The following is a 17,335-nucleotide window of genomic DNA, read 5'->3' on the forward strand; positions in this document are numbered from 1 at the left end:
CCGTTCGGCGGGCGGGCGTGACCTCGAGGAGGAGTCCGGAGTGGACGACCGTTTCTAGGTTGGCTGCATGACCATCCTGCTAGCCGATCCGGTCGTGCGCGCCGTCCGCGTGCTCGACAACGGGGATCCTTTGGTGCCATTGGACCACGCACCTGGAGTGTGGGTGCGGGAGGGACTCGCGCGGCGGCTCGACGTGGCCCGCGCGCTGCTTCCGTCCGGTGTGGACCTGCGGGTGATCGAGGGGCATCGCAGCATCGACGACCAGAGCGCGATCATCGAGCGGTACACGGCCGAGTTGCTCGAACTGCACCCCACGGCCGATGCCGTCGAGCTCGGCCGGTTGTCGAGCCGGTTCGTGGCTCCGCTGGCCGTCGCGCCGCACGTCGCGGGCGCCGCTGTCGACCTGACGCTGGTCACGGCGTCGGGTGCCGAGCTGTGGATGGGCACGGCGGTCGACGCCACTCCCGAGGAGAGCGACGGCGCCTGCTTCTTCGCGGCACCGGTCGACGAGGAGGCCCGCCGCAACCGGACGGTGCTGGCCGACGCGCTGAGTGCGGCCGGCCTGATCAACTATCCGACCGAGTGGTGGCACTGGTCCTACGGCGACCGCTACTGGGCGTTGCTGACCGGGGCCGACCACGCCGTTTACGGACCAGTGGAGGTGCCTGCGTGGGCGCGCGCGTGACGAGCCTGCGCCAGGTCTCGGCCGGGCCGTCGCTCTCGGTCGACCTCGCCGCGGTGGCCGCCAACACGAGGCGGTTCGTCTCGCTCGCCCGCGGTGGCGTGATGGCGGTGGTGAAGGCGGACGGGTTCGGGCACGGGCTGGGTGACGTCGCCCGCACGGCGGTGGCCGCGGGCGCCACCTGGATCGGGGTCACGTCCCTGGCCGAGGCCGTGCGGGTGCGGGAGTCCGGTGTGGACGTTCCGGTGCTGAGCTGGCTCAACACGGTCGACGCCGACGTGCGGACGGCGGTCCGGTACGGGATCGACCTGAGCGTGCCGAGTCTCGACCACCTCGCCGCGATGGAGGCCGGGGTGCGCGTGCACCTCCAGCTGGACACGGGAATGGCGCGGGACGGGGCCGCGCCGGAGACCTGGTTGTCGCTGATGTCGGCGGCACGTCGCGCGGAACTGGCCGGGAGGGTCTCGGTCGTTGGAGTGATGGGACATCTGCCTTGTGCCGACATTCCTGGAGCGAATGAGACCGGGAAGCGGGCGTTGCTGCGGGGAGTCGCGATGGCGCGCCAGGCGGGGCTGCGGCCGTCCGTGCGGCACCTCGCGGCCACGAGCGCCGCGCTGACGGACCCCGGCACCCATCTGGACGTCGTCCGGATCGGGGCCGGGCTGGTGGGGATCGACCCGTCCGGGACCACCCGGCTGCGCTCCGCGTTGCGGTTCACGGCGCCGGTGGTCCAGGTGCGGCGGGTCGCCGCGGGAACCGGCGTCGGCTACGGGCACACGTACGTGACGGAACACGCTACGACGCTGGCGTTGCTGCCGGTCGGCTATGCGGATGGCCTGCCGCGCAACGCGTCCACGCGGGCTGAGGTGTGGCTGGCGGGACGGCGCCGGCCGGTCGCCGGGGTGATCTCGATGGACCAGGTCGTGGTCGACGTCGGGGACGACGTGGTGGAACCGGGGGACGAGGCGGTGGTGTTCGGGCCGGGGGACGGCGGCGAGCCGACGACGGGGGACTGGGCCCGGTGGGCGGGCACGATCCCGCACGAGATCGTGACGGGCATTGGGGCGAGGGTGCGGAGGAGCGTTCGATGAGGGGGATCCGCGTCGCCGTGATCGGTGGCGGGCAGAACTGCGAGCACGACGTCTCCGTGGCGTCGGCGGCGTCGGTGCGCGAGGCGCTCGACCCGGCGAAGTACGAGGCCGTGGCGCTCACGATCGGACGCGACGGCCGGTGGTACGGCCAGAACGGCCAGGTGCTGGACACGCTGACGTCCGGCAGCCTCGCCGCCGCGCTCGACGTGATCGCGACCTGCGACGTAGTGTTGCCGCTGGTCCACGGGCCGCTGGGCGAGGACGGCACGCTGGCCGGCCTGTGCGAACTGGCGGGCGTGCCGTACGTGGGCTCGCCGCTGCGGGCCGGCGCGCTCGCGATGGACAAATGGGTCACCAAGCTCGTCGCCGAGGCCGTCGGGGTCCGTACGGCGAAGGGCACGCTCGTCACCAACGCGTCCACTGTGGACTTCACGGGTCCTGTCGTGGTGAAGCCGGTGGCGGCGGGGTCGAGTTTCGGGGTGAAGCTCGTCGAACGCGAGGAAGAGCTCGAACCGGCCGTGCGCCACGCGTTGGAGCTGGACGACCGCGTGCTGGTCGAGGAGGTCCTGGACGGCCGGGAGATCGACATCGCGGTCCTGGACGACCCGGAGGAGGGGCGCAGGACCGGGCCACCGCTGGAGATCCAGGTTCCCGGACTCTTCGACACGGCCGTGAAGTACGACGGCAGCGCGAAGTTCGTCATCCCGGCCCCGTTGGCGGACACGGAACTCAAGGCTTTGGAAGACGCGGCGTTGAAGGTCTACGAGGCGCTCGGCTGCCGTGGACTCGCGCGGGTCGACTTCTTCCTCACCGAGGACGGCCTGGTGCTCAACGAGGTCAACACCATGCCGGGCATGACGGCGGAGTCGCAGGTGCCCAAGATGTTCGCGGCCGCCGGACTGTCCTATTCGGACCTGCTGGACAAGCTCGTCCGGGGAGCGATGCGGTGAAGCGGATCGCCGGGCTGGACGTGTTGCGCGGCATCGCGATTCTGCTGGTGATGCTGCGCCACGCGTTCCCTGACGTGTTCCCCGGTGCGGGCGTGGTCGGTGTGGTCGTGTTCTTCACGCTCAGCGGCTACCTGATCACCGGCGTCCTGCAGCGGGAGCTGACGAACACCGGACGTGTCGACTTCAAGCGGTTCTACCTGCGCCGGGCGCGAAGGCTGCTGCCCGCGTTGCTGGCGCTCACCCTGATCTTCGCGATCGTCACGCTCGTGTTCGACCCGTTGGGGGAGCGCGACAAGCTGCTCAAGACCGTGGTCGTGCTGGTGACGTTCACCGGCAACCTGCCCATCAGCGGGGTCAGTCCGGCGGCGTTCCACGGCTGGACGCTCGCGACCGAGGAGCAGTTCTACCTGCTGTGGCCCGCTGTGCTGGCGTTCGCCTGGGTCCGCAACCGGACCGGCGCGGTCCTGGTCGTCACGGCACTGGGCGCGCTCGCGGCCTGCACGGCCACGCTCGTCTGGCTGTGGCCGAACGCCGACAACGCCTACGCGCTGCCGACGTCGTGGTTCGTGTGCTTCGTGATCGGCGCCGCCACCAGGCTGAAGCTGACCACCGCGCCGCGCTGGGCCGTGCCGATCGCCCTGACCGGTCTGGCGGTGCTGTCGGTGGTGCCTTTGCGAGGCCACGCGCTGACCTACCTCGTGGCGGGCCCGGCGATCGCGGCCTGCACGGCCGTCCTGCTGCTGGTCTGGTCGAAGTGGGAGCAGGTGGCGACGCCGATCCGCCCGCTGGTGGCGCTCGGCACCCTGTCCTACGGCGCCTACCTGTGGAACTACCCGCTGACGCTGTGGCTGCGGCCCGAACTGGGGGCCGCCGCCGGGCCGATCGCGGCGGTGCTCACGATCGTGGCGGCGGCGCTCAGCTGGCGTTACGTCGAGGAACCGGTCATACGGCGAGGAAGCCGTTCACCAGAGCGGGCCAGCCCGGCTCCCTGAACTCCACGATGCACCCGTCTGACCACGAATCCCCCGGCAAAGTTGCGGGCCACTAGTGGCAGAAACCGGCGATCGTGGCGGTCAGCACCTCGGTCAGCCGGTCCAGCGAGGCCAGGTCGACGTACTCGGTGGCCGCGTGGGCACCCGCGCCGTCGACGCCGAACAGCAGGCAGGGGATGCCGGCGCGGTCCAGCAGGGCGCAGTCGGTCCAGAACGGCTCGGCGCGGATGACGGGCGGCTCGCCGAGGTTCGCGATGAGCGTGCGGACGATCTCGGCTTCGGGGTCTGCCTCGAACGGCTCCCTGGCGAGGCCTCGGGTGAGCGTGGCGGTGAAGTCCGGGACCGTCGTGGTGAGATGGTCGAGGATCGTGCGCAGCTCGTCCTCGGTCTGCTGCGGGGATTCTCCCGGGACGGTGCGGCGTTCGAGGGTGATCCGGCAGGTCGCGGGGTACGTCGAGGCCTCCTCTCCACCGCCGATCAGCGACGCGTGGACCGTGCCGGTGCCGAGCAGGTGGTGTCTCGGGCCCTCTGCGAGATCTCGGCCGAGTTGTTCCAGTGCCACGAGGAAGTGGCCGGCCTTGGCGATCGCGTCGATGCCGAGCTCCGGCCGTGACCCGTGCGCGGCCCTGCCCTGGACCTCGACGTCGAACCACACGAAACCCTTGTGCGCCAGCGTGACTTCGAGGTGGCTGGGCTCGGTGACGATGGCGGCGTCGGCGGTGAAGCGGTCCAGCACCTCTTCCGTGCCGGAGCTGCCGTGTTCCTCGTCGGCCACGCACGCGACGATCACGTCGCCGCGCAGCGGGCGTTCGGTGGCTCGGGCGGCGGCGATCATCATGGCCGCGATGCCACCCTTCATGTCGAAGGTGCCACGGCCGAACATCCTGCCGTCGTTGATCTCGGGCTTGAGCGGGTCGCCGTCGTAGCCCGCGAGGCCGACCGTGTCGAGGTGGCCGTTGAGCATCAACGACCTCCCGCCGCCGGTGCCCTTCCTGACGGCGACGAGCGACGGCCTGCCCGGTCGCCGCTCCAGGCGGTGGACCTCGAAGCCGTTGCGCTGGAACCAGGTGGCGCAGAAGCCGGCGATCGCTCCTTCGCCGTTGCCACCGGGGACGAGGTCGGGGTTGACCGAGTCGATGGAGATCAGGTCGGCCAGCAGGTCACGTGGGTTCACGGGCGTCCTTCGGTGCTGATGAGCACAACGGTGGCGAGCTCGCCGAACTCGCTGCGGATGGCGCGCAGTCCGGCGAGAGGGGCGGCGCCGCACGGTCCTGAGTGGACGTTCTGCGCGTGGAGGTCTTGCATTGCTTGGGCGCATTCGGCTTCGGAGATGGACACGGCGGCGTCCAGGCCGTTGCTCAGGTACGGCCAGGCGGTCGCGGACGGGGTGCCGCAGTTGAGACCGGCCATGATCGTGTCGCCGGTGGGGATGGTCTTGCGTTCGCCCGCTTTCAGACTTTCGAGGACGCAGGCGGCACTGTCGGGTTCGACGGAGAGGAGTCTCGTGCGCGAGTCACGGCTGCGGTAATGCGTGATGACGGCCTGGGCGAACGAGCCGACGCCGACGGGGATGACCACCAGGTCGGGTTCTGCGTCGAGCTGTTCGTCGATCTCGTGGCAGAGCGTGCCGTAACCCTCGACGATCCAGGCCGGGATCTCCTCGTAACCGGGCCACCCCATGTCCTGCACGAGGATCCCGTCCGCTTCGGCGGCTCTGGCGACCGCGTCGTCGTACGTGCCGTCGACGACGGTGACCTCGGCGTTCTCGGCGCGGATGGCCTCGATCGCCTGGGCGGGCACGGTGTTCGGCACGAAGACGTGGGCTCGCCGGCCGCGTAGCCGGGCCATGCGGGCGACCGCGCGACCGTGGTTGCCGTCGGTCGCGGTGGTGAGCGTGACCGGCCCGGTGTGATGCTGAAGAACGCGGTGAACGGCCCAGGACGCGCCCAGGGCCTTGAAAGCGGGCAGGCCCAGCCGGGAGGATTCGTCCTTGACGAACAAACGGCCGATCTCGAGCTCCGCGGCGAGAGCCGGCAGTGCGGTCAGCGGGGTGGGCGCGTAGTCAGGCAGCTGAGCGTGGAAGTCCCGCACCTCGGTGGGCGCGGGCGGGCATCGCCAGCTGCGGGCCTCTGGCCGCGAGAACTTCATGAACGACAGCGTGCTGGTAACGCGGATCATCGGTCCAGCACATGTTTTCGACGTGTATCGGTGGAAGAATCCGAAGAGTCGGGAGGAGGTGCCGGATGAGCGACGAGGAGCTGATCGTCGAGTTCGCGCTGACCCGCCTCGACCACCCCGGCCTCGACCTGGAGGAGGTCGCCGCGCTCGTGGTCCGGAGGGTCGGGCCGGAACGCATGGTCGACTTCGCCGGGCAGACCCTGGCACGCCGCGACGAACTGCGGGGAGCGGTGTTCCCGGCGGCCGTCGAGCACGTCCTGCGGGTGGTGCTGATGCTGCGCGGGCCGAGTGACTAGCCCCTGTCCTGTAAGTCTCGTCGGGCGACAGCACCGCCTCCGGGACTCTCACCCGCGTCTCTCACCTGACGAACTTGCAGGACAGCGCCTAGAGCTTCGCGGCCGTCTGCCTGGTCAGTTCGATGACGCGGGTGGCCAGCGGTGACAGCGTCCGGTTCGCCTGCCAGGCCAGGTAGATCTCGCGCGGGGCCAGCGCGGGTTCGAGTTCGTGTGTGGACAGGTCGTCCGAGGGCACGTCGAGCGCGAGTCTCGGCATCACGGCGACGCCCATGCCGGCGCGGACCATCGAGATCACGCCCCGGTTGTCGGCCGTGCGGAACACGATGAGCGGCGCGACCCCGGCGTCGGCGTAGACCCGTTCGACCCTGGCCTGGTCGCAGATCGGCGGCTGGGCGACCATCGCTGCGCCGTGCAGGGCCTGGAGCGGGACCGGGCCCGCCGGGAACTGGACGCGGCGGGTGACCAGCACGTACGGGTCGTCGAGGATCTTGACCTGCTCGGCGTCCTTGACCCGTCCGTCGAAGAAGACCAGGTCCAGGCCGTCGGCGGTGGGCTGGTCGGTCTCCTCCTCGAACAGCCGGATGTCGGCGTTGGGGTGTTCGATGAGGATCTGGCGGACCACCGTCGGGAGGATGACGTTGGTGACGCTCTGGAAGGTGCCGATGTCGACGCGGCCCTCGCCTGCCTTGAACCGTTCGACGGCGTCCTCGGTGGCGGCGGCTCTGGCCAGGAGTTCGCGTCCGTGGGCGAGCACCACCTCGCCCAGTGGCGTGAGGCGGACCGGTTTCGGGCCGCCGGGACGGTCGAACACGGCGCCGCCCACGGCCTTCTCCAGCGCGGCGACCTGCTGGCTCACGGCCGACTGCGTGTAGCCGAGGCGGTCGGCGGCCTTGCCGAAGGTGCCTTCGGTGGCCACGGCGTCCAGGGTTGCGAGGTGGCGGAGGTCCATCACGGCCCCGAGTATAAGCGTGGCTTGTTGTTGTGAGCAGAATCTATCGCTTTTGTTAATGCTCGTTCGTTTCTAGCGTTGCTCTCATGAACCCACGATGTGCTCTCTGGTTGCCGCTGTTCGACGCGCTCGCCGATCCGTTGCTCGTCGCCCGGCTCGCCGCGGAGGCGGAGGAGGCGGGCTGGGCGGGGCTGTTCGTCTGGGACCACGTCCGGTGGCGCGAGCCGGTCACGCACGTGGCCGATCCGTGGATCACGCTGGCGGCCGTCGCCTCGGCCACCTCGCGGCTGCGGTTCGGGCCGATGGTGTCGGCTGTCGCCCGGCGGCGGCCCGTGAAGCTCGCCCGCGAGACCGCTTCGCTGGACCTGCTCAGCGGCGGACGGCTCGTGCTCGGGGTGGGGCTCGGGAGCGACCGGTTCGCGGGCGAGTTCTCGCGGACCGGGGAGGAGTGCGACGACCGGGTGCGCGGGCAGATGCTGGACGAGTCGCTGGAGATCCTGCGGGCGGCGTGGTCGGGGGAGGTCGTGCGTCATCGCGGCGCGCACTACACAGTGGACGGTGTGACGTTCCTGCCTCGGCCCGTGCAGCGGCCTGGAGTTCCGGTGTGGGCCGCCGGGTTCCCGGGGAAGGTGCGGCCGATGCGTCGGGCCGCCGGTCTGGACGGCTTCTTCCCCGTGAACCTGTCGTCCGCCGGTGAGTTCGCTGACGCGGTGGGGCAGGTGGAGGCACTGCGGACCGGTGACGGGCCGTTCGACTACGTCTGCGAGGTCTCTCCTGGTGAGGACGTCACGCCGTACGCCTCTGCTGGGGCAACCTGGTGCCTGACCGCCTTCGACCCCGCTGCCTTGTCCGTGGATCACGTGCGCGGCGTGCTGCGCGATGGACCGGCGGTGCGGTGATGCGCGTCAACGGGGTGGAGTTGTGCGTCGAGACGTTCGGGGATCCTGCCGATCCGGCTGTGCTGCTGATCCACGGCGCGTGCGCGTCCATGTTGTGGTGGGAGTCGGAGTTGTGTGCGGCGATCGCGGCGCGTGGGCGGTTCGTGATCCGTTACGACAACCGCGACACAGGGCTGTCCGTGAGCTATCCGCCGGGTGAGCCGGGGTACGCGCTGTCCGACCTGGTGCTGGACGCCGTGGGGATCCTGGACGCGTTGGGCGTCGGCCGTGCTCATGTGGTCGGACGATCGATGAGCGGGGCCATCGCGCTGGCGCTGGGCGTCGATCACGCGGATCGGGTGCTGTCGCTGACGTTCGTGGCGACCACGACCGGTGACCCGGACCTGCCGCCGATGACCGAGGCATTTCTGGAGGCCTCGGGTGCGCAGGCTTCGTCCGATGTGGAGTCCATCGTGTCGGTGCTGCGGGCGTACGCGGGTACGTCGCCGTATTTCGACGAGGAAGCCGTGCGTCTGCTGGCCGTGCAGGACGTGGCGCGGACGGTGAACGTGGCGTCGGCGATGACCAACCACTTCCGCATGGAGTTCGACGCACCGAGTGGAGGTGGGTTCGGTGACATCGTCGCGCCCACTTTGGTGGTACACGGTTCGCTCGATCCGGTCTATCCGCTGGAGCACGGGGAAGCTCTGCGTGACGCCGTGCCGGGTGCGTCGCTGCTGGTCCTGGACTCGGTCGGGCACGATCTGCCCCGTCCGGTGTGGCCCGAGTTCGTCGACGCTCTGATGGAGCACACGGCTTGAGCGGTGCTCGATCGCGGCTGCACGGAATTGTCAGGGGTGCCCGGTAACGTCCTGTCCATGAGTGCTGCGGGGGATCGGATTCAGGAGCTGGCGGCGCGGATCGTCGAGCTGCGGGACGCGTACTACCAGGGCGAGCCGCTGGTGGCGGACGCGGAGTACGACGCGATCGAGGACGAGTTCCGCGGTCTGGTCGCGAAACACCCGAAGCTGGCGCCGAAGGACAACCCGCTCGACCACGTGGGTGCGCCGTCGGTGCTGCACGCGCCCGTGCGGCACTCACGGCCGATGCTGTCGCTGGAGAAGGCGAACAAGCCCGAGCAGGTCGAGTCGTTCTTCTCGCGGTTCCCCGGTCAGCCCGTGGTCGTCATGCCGAAGCTCGACGGACTGTCGCTGGCGCTGGTGTACGAGAACGGCCGGCTCGCGCGCGCTGTCACCCGTGGCGACGGCTCGACTGGGGACGACGTCACGTTCCTGACGCGCGCGTTGTGCGACGGAGTGCCGGACAAGGTGGAGGCGCCGGGCCGCGTCGAGGTGCGCGGCGAGTGCGTGATGCTGCGCTCGACGTTCGACACGTACAACGCGGCGCACCCGGACAAGCCGTTGATCAACCCGCGCAACGCCGCCGCGGGCACGTTGCGCGCCAAGGACCCGAAGGCGGTCGAGGGCCGGCGGATGCAGTTCTTCGCGTTCGACCTGACGACCGAGCCGGAGAGCGCCGACTCCGACCTCGACGCGGGCCTGCGCAAGCTGGGCTTCAGCGTGGCGGAGATGAAGCACTGCTCCACCGCGGCCGAGGCGCAGGAGCTGATCGGCGGCATCGAGCAGGCCCGCAACAAGCTCGACTACGACCTCGACGGCGCCGTGCTGCGCCTCGCGAACCGTGACGCGTTCGCCGCCGCGGGCACCCGTTCGTCCTCTCCGCGCGGCGCGATCGCGTACAAGTTCGCGGCCGAGGAGAAGACGACGGTGCTGAAGGACGTCGTCTGGGACGTGGGCAAGACCGGCAAGATCGCCCCGGTCGCGTGGCTGGAGCCGGTGTTCGTCGGCGGCACGACGGTCACCCGCGCGACCCTGGCCAACCAGGAGGTCATCCGCTCGCGCGGCATCAAGATCGGCGACACGGTCCTGGTCCGCCGCGCGGGCGACGTGATCCCGTTCGTCGCGGGCGTCCTGGACGAGTCGAAGCGCACGGGCGACGAACGCGAGATCATCCCGCCCTCCGACTGCCCGTCGTGCTCGCAACCGCTGACCGAGCAGGGCAACAGCCGCGAGCTGTTCTGCACGAACGCCGTCTGCCCCGCCCAGACCGTGCGCCGCCTGATCCACTGGTCGTCCCGCGCCGCCGCCGACATCGACGCCATCGGCCAGGTGTGGATCGAGCGCCTCGCCGAGACCGGCGACCTGGTGAACCCGTCGGACTTCTACACGCTCACCAAGGAACGCCTGCTGGAGTTCGACCGCGTGGGCGAGATCTCCGCGACCCGCATGATCGAGTCCATCGACCGCAGCCGCTCCGTGGGCCTGCGCCGAGCCATGATCGGCCTCTCGATCCCGATGGCCTCGGAAGGCACCGCGGCCCGCCTGTGCCGCGCGGGCTTCGGCTCGCTGGAAGAGGTGGCCGACGCGGGCGTCGAGAAGCTCGTGGCGGTCGAGGACATCGGCCAGAAGGTCGCCGAGTCGATCAACTTCCACCTGTCCCGGCTGCGCCCGGAGATCGAACGCCTGCGGGAGCGCGGCGTCTCCCTGGAGGTCCGCTCGGAGGACCTGCCACCGGTGGTCGTCGCCGGCGCGCCCCTGGAGGGCAAGTCCGTCGTGATCACGGGCTCGATCAGCGACCCGCGCTCCGGCGAGAAGGTCACCCGCCCGACGTTCCAGAAGATGTGCGAACGCGCCGGCGCCACCGCCGCCTCCTCGGTCTCGGCCACCACCGACCTGCTCATCACGGGCGAGGGCGTGGGCGCGGGCAAGCTGACGAAGGCGGAGAAGCTCGGCGTCGAGGTGGTCGACCAGGGCGAGATCTGGACGAAGCTGATCGCCGCCGGAGTCGCCTGACCCGTCCGGCCCGCAGATGCGAGAAGCCCCCACGCTGCCTGGGGGAGGACGGCAGCCTGGGGGCGAGTTAGGTGGTCGGTGCGGCGGTCGCCTCTCGGCGGTGGGCACGACGCGGCTCCGGGTGAACGGTGGTCCGCGAGGGCGTTTGTGTTGGGGCCCGGGGACTCGTTCCGCACCGACCGTCTCGTACAACGGCGCGGGGTTCCGTTGTGTTTCCTGGTGATCTGTGTGCTCGCTCACCGCGCGGGGTACTGAATTCCTGGTTTCGCAAGGGATTGAGCGTGTCCGGTGCGGGATTCTTTGTGGTGCAAGGGAATTCGGGTGAAGAGGAAGGCCCTCAGGCTGCCTGGGGGTGTACGGCCTGAGGGCCGAGCTTGTGGTCGGTGCGGGTTCCGTTGTGTTCCCGGCGTGCTGTGTGCTCGCTCACCCGGTCGTCCGGCGTCGAATTCCCAGCCGTGCAAGGGAATCCGGGTGAAGAGGAAGGCCCTCAAGCCGTCCGGGGGGTGTACAGCCTGAGGGCCGAGCTTGTGGTCGGTGCGGCGGTCGCCTCTCGGCGGTGGGCACGACGCGGTTCCAGCCGAACGGTATGCCGCGAGGGCGTTTGTGTTGGGGCCCGGGGACTCGTTCCGCACCGACCACCCCGTACAACGGCGCGGGGATCCGTTGTGTTCCAGGGGAACCTGTGTGGCCGGTCACCGTCACGAACGCGGAAGACCTTCCGGGGCAAGAAGAAACCGGGTGGTCGGCGCGGCAGGAGAGCTCCGCGCCGACCGGACGCCCTCAAGACGTCTGTCGGGGAGAGCGACGCCTTGAGGACGAGCTGGTGAGGCCGATGCGATCGGTCGCCTCTCGGCGAGTGGCTCTGCGCGGTACCAGCCGAACGGTCTTCCGCGAAGGCGTTGAGGTGAGGCCCGGGGGACACGGATCGCACCGACCAACACGTATAACGGCCCCCATGCCCACAGTGTTTCCGGAACGGGCTGTGTGGTCGCTCACCACGTACCGGGATCCTCCGAAACCCTGGCCTGGCGGGCCACTCCCCGCTCTAATGGGCGATGACGCCGCCCATGTCACAAATTGGAGAAAACCTGATGGTGAGGCGGCGTTCGTTCCTGCTCGGGGCATCAGCCCTGCCACTCATCGGTCCCGGCACCGCGCTGGCGGACGCCGGGCCGCTCGACTCCGGGCGGCTGGCCGCGGACTACTGGATCCGCACGCAGGCCGTCGGCGGCAACGACTGGCAGGACGCGACCCTGCACAGCGGTGTCATGGCGCTGTACCGGGCCACCAACGACACCAGGTACCGCGACTACACGCTGGGCTGGGCGAACCGGCACAACTTCGGGCTCAGGAGTTCGTCGGGCAACCCGCACTTCGCCGATCACCAGGCAGCGGGCCAGGCCTACCTCGACCTCTACGAGGACAACCCGGAACCGCGGCGGAGGGCGGCGATCGTCCGGGAGATCGACGCGACCATCGCGACCGGCAGGACCGACTACTGGTGGTGGGTCGACGCGCTGCACATGGCGCTGCCGATCTTCGCGCGGCTCGGCAGGATGGACTACGGCGACCGGCTCTACCGCTACACCCGGCAGCGGCTGTGGAACAACGGGTCGTGGTGGCGGGACAGCAAGTTCGTGAACAAGAACATCTACTGGTCGCGCGGCAACGGCTGGGCGATCGCGGCGCTCGCCAAGGTGCTCCAGGTGTTGCCGCCGCAGTCGCCCTACCGCGCGGGCTACGAGGCGGACTTCCGGCAGATGGCCGCGAGGCTCGCGCAGGTGCAGCGCTCGGACGGGTTCTGGAACGTCAACCTCGGTGACCCCGACAACTATCCGGGTCCAGAGACGAGCGGCACGGCGTTCTTCACCTACGGCCTGGCGTGGGGTGTGCGGTCCGGGCTCCTCGACGCCACCGCCTACCGCCCGGTCGTGACGAAGGGCTGGGACGGACTGACCAGGCTCGCCTTGCAGTCCAGCGGTCGGCTCGGATACGTGCAGGGCGTGGGGCAGCAGCCGTCCGACCACCAGCCCGTGCGCGCCAACGACACGTCGAACTTCGCCGTCGGGGCGTTCCTGCTCGCCACGTCGGAGGTCGCGCGCCTCTAAGAGCCTGTTGGTAGATGGTCATGCCGTGGTTGAGCTGGGTTGTCTGGGCTGGCCCCAGCGTGCTGGTGGTGGGTCGCCGGAGAGTTCTCGGGTTAGGCGGCGGGTCATGATCGTGACGGTGGCCCACCACACCATGGCTTCGTGGTGTTCTGGTCGGCGTTCGTAGTCCCGGACGAGGCGTCGATGGCGGGTCAGCCAGCCGAACGTCCTCTCGACGACCCATCTGCGGGGCAGTACCACGAAGCCCTTGATGTCGTCGGTGCGTTTGACAACGGTGAGTGTCAGGCACAGCACGGCTTTGGCCCACGTGACGAGGCGTCCGGCGTAGCCGCCGTCGGCCCAGACCAGGGTGATGGTGGAGAAGTGTTCGCGCAGCAGTGCCAGCAGCCGGTGGGCGCTGTCGCGGTCTTGCATGCCGCCGGAGGTGACGGTCACCATTAACAGGAGTCCGAGGCAGTCAGTGGCAATGTTTCTCTTACGCCCCTTGGTTTTCTTCCCCGCGTCATAGCCGGCGCCGTCGGCTGCCACGGTGTCGGCACCGCGCACGGTCTGGGCGTCGATGACCGCTGCGGTAGGCAACTCGGCCCGGCCACACGCGATCCGGATGCGTCCCGCAACCGGTCGACCAGACGCTGCGGCAGGCCCCGTTCGCTCCACCGTTCGAAGAACGCATACACCGCTTCCCAGGGCGGGAAGTCGACCGGCAACGCCCGCCACTCGATGCCATAGCGGCTCAGATAGCCGATCGCGTCCACCATCGCACGCAGGTCATGCTTCATTGGCGCTCCGGCAGGGCTCTTGCGCAACTCGGCCATGACCGCCCGCGCTTGCGGCTCCAACACCTGCCACTGCTCATCGGTCAGATCAGACGGATACCGACGTGTCCGGTCACGACATGCGCAACCAGACACGCCACAACTCGCCTTCGCGGCCTCGGCACGGTAGACAGACATCCTGGGGCTTTTAATGATCAAGTTGGTGGTACATCTCGATTACCAGAAGCCCCACCTTCATGCCCTCACGCTCACGACCAACCCACACCATTCGCCAACAGACTCCCAGGGAGGAAGTCGTGAGAGTTCTTTTCTCGTCATCGCCGGGGCTTGGCCACCTGTTTCCGATGATCCCGCTCGCCTGGGCGCTGCGGACCGGGGGTCACGACGTGCTGGTCGCCAGCACCGGTGACGTCGTCGAGCGCGCCGCGCAAGCTGGGCTGCCCGCGGTGGAGGCCGCGCCGGGGCTGGACGTGATGAAGTTCTTCGGGACTACAGTGCGGGAGAACGAGCGGTTCGGGGACTTCGCCTCGATCCACGAGCTGTTCGTGGAGGACCCGCGGCGGGCGATGGAGCTCGTCGCGCGGGTGTTCGCCGCGCTCGGCGACCGGCTCACCGAGGGGATGCTCGCCGCCGCCCAGGGTTGGCGGCCGGACCTGGTGGTCTTCGAGCAGATGGACTCCGCGGGCCCGTTCATCGCCGCGAAGCTCGGAATTCCCGCCGTGCAGCACAACTTCGGTTCGGCGCGCGGGACCGACGAGCTCGCGCTGTACGCCAAGTACACCGACGCCTACGACCGGCATGGCGTGACGCGGCCGACCGAGGCCGACGCGATCATCGACATCGCCACCGAGGGGCTCGGCACCCCGCAGATCGGGTGGCCGATGCGCTACGTCGCGTACAACGCGGGCGGGGTGCTGCCGGGGTGGCTGCTCGCCAAGCGGGAACGGCCGAGGGTGTGCGTCACCCTCGGCACCGCGGTCGGCCTGATGTCCGTCGGCGCGCTGGGCCAGATCGTCGAGGCGGCCAAGGAGATCGACGCGGAGTTCATCTTCGCGCTCGGCGACTCCGACGTCGCGGAACTGGGCGAGCTGCCGGAGAACGTGCGCCTCGTCGAGTGGATCCCGTTGAACGCCCTGTTGGAGCACTGCGACGCGATCGTGCACCACGGCGGTTCCGGCAGCACCTTCACCTCGCTGGCCGCCGGAGTGCCGCAGTTGCTGCTTCCGCACAGCGCCGACCAGTTCGACAACGCGACACTCGTCCGCGACGCTGGTATCGGCCTGTGGCTCGAAGACACCACTGTGGACGCTTCGCATCTCACGAAGCTGTTGGAGGACAAGGAGATCAGGGCGGCGTGCGAGCGACTCCGCGCGGAGAACGCCGCACGCCCCCTGCCGTCGGAGCTGGTGTCGAAGCTCGTCGCGCTGGTGAGCTGATCCGGCTTGGTGATCTGGGCCTCGACCGAGCTCAGCGCGCCGGAGCGCTGGTAGGCCTTGCGGCCGAAATGTGTCAGTCGGACGTATTCAGCCGGACGCCTCGGCCACGGCGGGAGAACGGGCCGGTGAACACCGAGGGGCGGCGACGGGGGTCTGAGCGGGGGCGGTAGACATTGCCCCGACACGGCACGGACCGAGAAGGACCCAACACGGGTGGTGTGATCATCAGTGAGCCGGAGGAAGGCTCCCCAATCGAGGACCTGCCCTGGGTCATCGTGTTCCAGTCCCTCGACGATTCGTGGGACTCCTTCACCTGCGGGCCATACGAGCGGGATCCCACCACTGTCCACTGAGGACGAACAGTGCGCCACCGAGCGCCAGCAGCGTTCCGGTCACCGCGACCGTGCGCAGCCACGGCCGGTCGCCACGCCGGTAGATCTCGTTGTGCCTGCGGGCGTGCCGACGGTCGGGCTCGAAGTCCAACCGCCGCCGGGGCATCCGCCCGTCGGCGTCCGGTACCTGCGCTGGCGAGGTGACCCGGGGGGAACACCGGGACCGCCTGCGGCGACACGTGCGGCTGACCGCGCTCGTCCCACGCCAGTTCCACGCCGAAGCGCTGATTCGGGTAGCGCAGCTCGGTTGGCAGCTTGTCCGCGGGCAGTACCATCGGCCGGTCCTTGCCCTTGAGCTGGTTCGCGCCCCTGGCCAGCTCGCCGAGCAGCACCCATTCCGCCGCGTCGATGGAGGCGCCGACCTCGCGCAACCATTCGCCAACAGGCTCCAAGAGCGAAAGCCGTCCGGCAGCGGCGGTTGCCTGCCCGCGACACGGCGGGCGCTGTCGCCATTGCCGGAACGCCAGCACCGCTGTCAGTCGAGTCGATGCGCGCTCTCGCGGACAACGGTCGCCGCAGGCCACCGTCAACCTCAGTCGCAGGCCGCCTCGACGTCCGAGATCGGTTCACCGGGTGCCGAGTACTTCGCCAGTCGTCTGGGCCTGGTCGGCTGCGCGACGGACAGGTCTCCGAGCCGAGCTGTACGGCGAGATCTACCTCTGCCGCATCCCGCAGAAGCTCACGAACGTGCGAGTCCGGGCCTACGACGCGGCCGGCCGTCTCCTGCGTGAGGCCGAGATCTAGCCGGACCTGGATCGCCGAGAGCCTCGGCGATCCAGGTCCGGTGTTCCAGAGCGTGGATCAGTAGAAGCAGCCCGTGCGGGGCAGCGACGACGGCGCCGGCGGTGTCCGCCCGTCGTACAGCGCGAGCAGGAAGTTCTGCGGGCAGTAGGACGTTCCGCTGATCTTGATCGCGATGTGCAGGTGCGGGCCAGTCGAGTTGCCGGTGTTGCCGGTCGTGCCGACGCGGTCACCGGCCTTGACGGCGGTGCCGTTCGAGACCGACCACGACGAGAAGTGGCAGTAGATGTAGTCGACGCCGCTCTTGACGATCCGCAGGCCGTTGCCGCAGCCGCTGGGCTCGTTGATGCGGTAGGCGGTGCCGGTGACCATCGCGTACGCCGGCTTGCTGTTCACGGGCAGGTCGATGGCGGGGTAGTCGTGGTGCGGGTCGTCGTACTCGCTGCGCGGCAGGGCGCTCTTGGCCAGCGGCAGGCTGAAGGTGCCGCCGCCACCGCCGCCGGAGCCCGATCCGCCGACCAGGGTCTGCCAGGTGTTCGGGCCGACGACGCCGTCCGCCGACAGGCTCTTCGACTTCTGGAACGCCACGGCCGCGCTGTGCGTGCCGCCGCCGAAGTCGCCGTCCTCGTCCAGGCCGTAGCCGTAGCGGTTGAGCTGCACCTGGGCGGCGCGGACGGCGTTGCTGTTGTTGCCCTGCTGGACGCTGACGATCAGCTTCGGCCAGGTGTTCGGGCCGATCTGGCCGTCCGACGACAGGCCGTTGGCGGTCTGGAACTGCTTGACCGCCGTCTCGGTGGCCGGGCCGAAGTCGCCGTCGGCGCTGATGTTGTAGCCGCGGTGACGCAGCAGGTGCTGGGCGGTCAGCACGGTCGCGCCGTTCTGGCCTTCCTTGACGTTCGGCCACGACGGCAGCGCCGCCTGTGCGGGGCTGACGACTCCTATCAGAACCCCGAACGAGATCAGGGCGGCAACGAGGATTCTCATGCCCAGCAC

General features: G+C 69.6%; 17 protein-coding genes and 1 pseudogene. 11 read left to right on the forward strand and 7 right to left on the reverse strand.

Annotated elements, in window-relative coordinates; all coding sequences use genetic code 11:
• Window positions 1-67 precede the first annotated feature (67 nt).
• The 4 genes from OG205_RS04005 to OG205_RS04020 are packed head-to-tail and all read left to right on the forward strand — an operon-like array spanning window position 68 to window position 3,715.
• Window positions 68-685 carry a M15 family metallopeptidase gene (locus OG205_RS04005; protein WP_330274872.1) on the forward strand — a complete coding sequence of 206 codons (618 nt, stop codon included), beginning with the start codon at window positions 68-70 and terminating at the stop codon, window positions 683-685.
• Window positions 670-1,773, forward strand: coding sequence for an alanine racemase (gene alr / locus OG205_RS04010; RefSeq protein ID WP_330274873.1), 1,104 nt, complete (start codon window positions 670-672; stop codon window positions 1,771-1,773). The genes OG205_RS04005 and alr overlap by 16 nt, the downstream gene beginning before the upstream one ends.
• The gene (locus OG205_RS04015) at window positions 1,770-2,723 is read left to right on the forward strand and encodes a D-alanine--D-alanine ligase family protein (RefSeq protein WP_330274874.1); all 954 of its coding nucleotides are present in this window, start codon (window positions 1,770-1,772) and stop codon (window positions 2,721-2,723) included. The genes alr and OG205_RS04015 overlap by 4 nt, the downstream gene beginning before the upstream one ends.
• Window positions 2,720-3,715 carry an acyltransferase family protein gene (locus tag OG205_RS04020; RefSeq protein ID WP_330274875.1) on the forward strand — a complete coding sequence of 332 codons (996 nt, stop codon included), beginning with the start codon at window positions 2,720-2,722 and terminating at the stop codon, window positions 3,713-3,715. Before OG205_RS04015 ends, OG205_RS04020 begins: the two co-directional genes overlap by 4 nt.
• 52 nt (window positions 3,716-3,767) lie before the next feature.
• Here OG205_RS04020 and OG205_RS04025 read toward each other — a convergent pair whose 3' ends face one another.
• Both OG205_RS04025 and OG205_RS04030 read right to left on the reverse strand, forming a co-directional pair.
• Complete coding sequence (locus OG205_RS04025; RefSeq protein WP_330274876.1) at window positions 3,768-4,889, reverse strand: ArgE/DapE family deacylase; 1,122 nt, start codon at window positions 4,887-4,889, stop codon at window positions 3,768-3,770.
• Window positions 4,886-5,893, reverse strand: coding sequence for a pyridoxal-phosphate dependent enzyme (locus OG205_RS04030; protein WP_330274877.1), 1,008 nt, complete (start codon window positions 5,891-5,893; stop codon window positions 4,886-4,888). Before OG205_RS04030 ends, OG205_RS04025 begins: the two co-directional genes overlap by 4 nt.
• A 65-nt stretch (window positions 5,894-5,958) precedes the next feature.
• Here OG205_RS04030 and OG205_RS04035 point away from each other — a divergent pair, with 65 nt between their 5' ends.
• Window positions 5,959-6,189: a hypothetical protein gene (locus tag OG205_RS04035; RefSeq protein WP_330274878.1), complete on the forward strand. Its 231-nt coding sequence runs from the start codon at window positions 5,959-5,961 to the stop codon at window positions 6,187-6,189.
• Window positions 6,190-6,277: 88 nt separating this feature from the next.
• On the opposite strand, the gene OG205_RS04040 is transcribed toward OG205_RS04035, so the two are convergent.
• The gene (locus tag OG205_RS04040; protein WP_330278093.1) at window positions 6,278-7,138 is read right to left on the reverse strand and encodes a LysR family transcriptional regulator; all 861 of its coding nucleotides are present in this window, start codon (window positions 7,136-7,138) and stop codon (window positions 6,278-6,280) included.
• A gap of 86 nt (window positions 7,139-7,224) precedes the next feature.
• Here OG205_RS04040 and OG205_RS04045 point away from each other — a divergent pair, with 86 nt between their 5' ends.
• From OG205_RS04045 to OG205_RS04060, 4 genes are all read left to right on the forward strand, one after another.
• Window positions 7,225-8,037, forward strand: a complete 813-nt coding sequence (locus tag OG205_RS04045) for an LLM class flavin-dependent oxidoreductase (RefSeq protein ID WP_330274879.1) — start codon at window positions 7,225-7,227, stop codon at window positions 8,035-8,037.
• A complete protein-coding gene (locus OG205_RS04050; RefSeq protein WP_330274880.1) occupies window positions 8,037-8,837 on the forward strand; it encodes an alpha/beta fold hydrolase in 801 nt (266 codons plus the stop codon). Before OG205_RS04045 ends, OG205_RS04050 begins: the two co-directional genes overlap by 1 nt.
• 57 nt (window positions 8,838-8,894) lie before the next feature.
• On the forward strand, window positions 8,895-10,889 hold the full coding sequence (gene ligA, locus OG205_RS04055; RefSeq protein ID WP_330274881.1) for an NAD-dependent DNA ligase LigA: 1,995 nt from the start codon (window positions 8,895-8,897) through the stop codon (window positions 10,887-10,889).
• A gap of 1,091 nt (window positions 10,890-11,980) precedes the next feature.
• Entirely contained in the window at window positions 11,981-12,997 is a 1,017-nt protein-coding gene (locus OG205_RS04060) for a glycoside hydrolase family 88/105 protein (RefSeq protein WP_330274882.1), read from the forward strand.
• 18 nt (window positions 12,998-13,015) lie between these two features.
• Here the strand turns inward: OG205_RS04060 and OG205_RS04065 are convergent, their stop codons facing one another.
• Window positions 13,016-13,714, reverse strand: coding sequence for a transposase (locus OG205_RS04065; RefSeq protein WP_330274883.1), 699 nt, complete (start codon window positions 13,712-13,714; stop codon window positions 13,016-13,018).
• Window positions 13,636-13,950 (reverse strand): annotated as a pseudogene (locus tag OG205_RS46715) (transposase); the annotation flags it as partial. The gene OG205_RS04065 and the pseudogene OG205_RS46715, both read right to left, overlap by 79 nt.
• A 167-nt stretch (window positions 13,951-14,117) precedes the next feature.
• On the opposite strand from OG205_RS46715, the gene OG205_RS04070 reads away from it, so the two are divergent.
• A complete protein-coding gene (locus OG205_RS04070) occupies window positions 14,118-15,209 on the forward strand; it encodes a nucleotide disphospho-sugar-binding domain-containing protein (RefSeq protein WP_330274884.1) in 1,092 nt (363 codons plus the stop codon).
• A gap of 309 nt (window positions 15,210-15,518) precedes the next feature.
• Here OG205_RS04070 and OG205_RS04075 read toward each other — a convergent pair whose 3' ends face one another.
• Complete coding sequence (locus OG205_RS04075) at window positions 15,519-15,707, reverse strand: hypothetical protein (protein ID WP_330274885.1); 189 nt, start codon at window positions 15,705-15,707, stop codon at window positions 15,519-15,521.
• A 467-nt stretch (window positions 15,708-16,174) separates the two neighbouring features.
• Between OG205_RS04075 and OG205_RS04080 the strand changes: the two genes are divergently transcribed.
• A complete protein-coding gene (locus OG205_RS04080) occupies window positions 16,175-16,345 on the forward strand; it encodes a hypothetical protein (protein WP_330274886.1) in 171 nt (56 codons plus the stop codon).
• A gap of 57 nt (window positions 16,346-16,402) precedes the next feature.
• On the opposite strand, the gene OG205_RS04085 is transcribed toward OG205_RS04080, so the two are convergent.
• The gene (locus OG205_RS04085; RefSeq protein ID WP_330274887.1) at window positions 16,403-17,326 is read right to left on the reverse strand and encodes a peptidoglycan-binding protein; all 924 of its coding nucleotides are present in this window, start codon (window positions 17,324-17,326) and stop codon (window positions 16,403-16,405) included.
• Window positions 17,327-17,335 lie beyond the last annotated feature (9 nt).

The sequence above is a fragment of the Lentzea sp. NBC_00516 genome, from assembly GCF_036346835.1.
Lineage (GTDB): Bacteria > Actinomycetota > Actinomycetes > Mycobacteriales > Pseudonocardiaceae > Lentzea > Lentzea sokolovensis.

Excerpts from the sequence above, each read along its gene's own strand:
- OG205_RS04005 (WP_330274872.1), top strand. The coding sequence starts at position 68 with ATGACCATCCTGCTAGCCGATCCGGTCGTGCGCGCCGTCCGCGTGCTC.
- OG205_RS04015 (WP_330274874.1), top strand. The coding sequence starts at position 1,770 with ATGAGGGGGATCCGCGTCGCCGTGATCGGTGGCGGGCAGAACTGCGAG.
- OG205_RS04030 (WP_330274877.1), bottom strand. The coding sequence starts at position 5,893 with ATGATCCGCGTTACCAGCACGCTGTCGTTCATGAAGTTCTCGCGGCCA.
- OG205_RS04035 (WP_330274878.1), top strand. The coding sequence starts at position 5,959 with ATGAGCGACGAGGAGCTGATCGTCGAGTTCGCGCTGACCCGCCTCGAC.
- OG205_RS04040 (WP_330278093.1), bottom strand. The coding sequence starts at position 7,138 with ATGGACCTCCGCCACCTCGCAACCCTGGACGCCGTGGCCACCGAAGGC.
- OG205_RS04045 (WP_330274879.1), top strand. The coding sequence starts at position 7,225 with ATGAACCCACGATGTGCTCTCTGGTTGCCGCTGTTCGACGCGCTCGCC.
- OG205_RS04050 (WP_330274880.1), top strand. The coding sequence starts at position 8,037 with ATGCGCGTCAACGGGGTGGAGTTGTGCGTCGAGACGTTCGGGGATCCT.
- ligA (WP_330274881.1), top strand. The coding sequence starts at position 8,895 with ATGAGTGCTGCGGGGGATCGGATTCAGGAGCTGGCGGCGCGGATCGTC.
- OG205_RS04060 (WP_330274882.1), top strand. The coding sequence starts at position 11,981 with ATGGTGAGGCGGCGTTCGTTCCTGCTCGGGGCATCAGCCCTGCCACTC.
- OG205_RS04070 (WP_330274884.1), top strand. The coding sequence starts at position 14,118 with ATGATCCCGCTCGCCTGGGCGCTGCGGACCGGGGGTCACGACGTGCTG.
- OG205_RS04075 (WP_330274885.1), bottom strand. The coding sequence starts at position 15,707 with ATGCCCCGGCGGCGGTTGGACTTCGAGCCCGACCGTCGGCACGCCCGC.
- OG205_RS04085 (WP_330274887.1), bottom strand. The coding sequence starts at position 17,326 with ATGAGAATCCTCGTTGCCGCCCTGATCTCGTTCGGGGTTCTGATAGGA.